1 protein-coding gene is annotated in these 652 nt (G+C 57.1%); it reads left to right on the top strand.

Annotated elements, in window-relative coordinates:
* Positions 1–76: 76 nt before the first annotated feature.
* On the top strand, positions 77–652 hold a 576-nt coding region (locus BN2476_RS45040; protein ID WP_087740515.1), incomplete at its 3' end, for a glycosyltransferase family 2 protein.

Below are 652 nucleotides of genomic sequence, written 5' to 3'. Positions count from 1 at the left end.
CTGTCTTGCTGGAACGCTGTAGCATTTTGGATGGGAATCAGTCACGTGTTGACCTGTTTCCGGAAAGGACGACCGCATGAAAGTCAGCATTGTTACGCCCTCCTACAATCAGGGGCAATTCATTGAACGTACGCTGCAGAGCGTGGCGTCGCAAACAGGCGCGGAGATCGAGCACGTAGTCTTCGATGGCGGCAGCACCGACAACACGGTGGAAGTCCTCAAGGCGTTCAACCCGCCCGTGCGCTGGGTGTCGAAGAAAGACAAAGGGCAAACGGATGCGGTCAACAAAGGCATCCGGGCCACCGACGGCGACATCATTGGCTGGCTAAACTCCGACGACATCTACTACCCCGGTGCAATCGCCCGCGTGGTGGCGTACTTCGAGCAGCATCCGGAGGTCGATGTGGTGTACGGTCTCGCGGATCACATTGATATCGACGATCATGCGTTCGAGGACTACCCAACCGAGTCGTGGGATTTCGAACGGCTCAAGCAAACGTGCTTCATTTGCCAGCCTGCTCTGTTCTTCCGGCGACGCGTCGTGGAGCAGCATGGTCTACTTGATGAATCGCTGAACTACTGCATGGACTACGCGTACTGGTTGCGGCTCGGGAAGGCGGGTGTCCGTTTCGCCCTGCTTCAGGAAAAGCTC

It is taken from the genome of Paraburkholderia piptadeniae (assembly GCF_900007165.1).
GTDB lineage: Bacteria > Pseudomonadota > Gammaproteobacteria > Burkholderiales > Burkholderiaceae > Paraburkholderia > Paraburkholderia piptadeniae.
The sequence above is the reverse complement of the archived record's forward strand: the minus strand, read 5'-3'. Positions and strand labels throughout refer to the sequence as shown.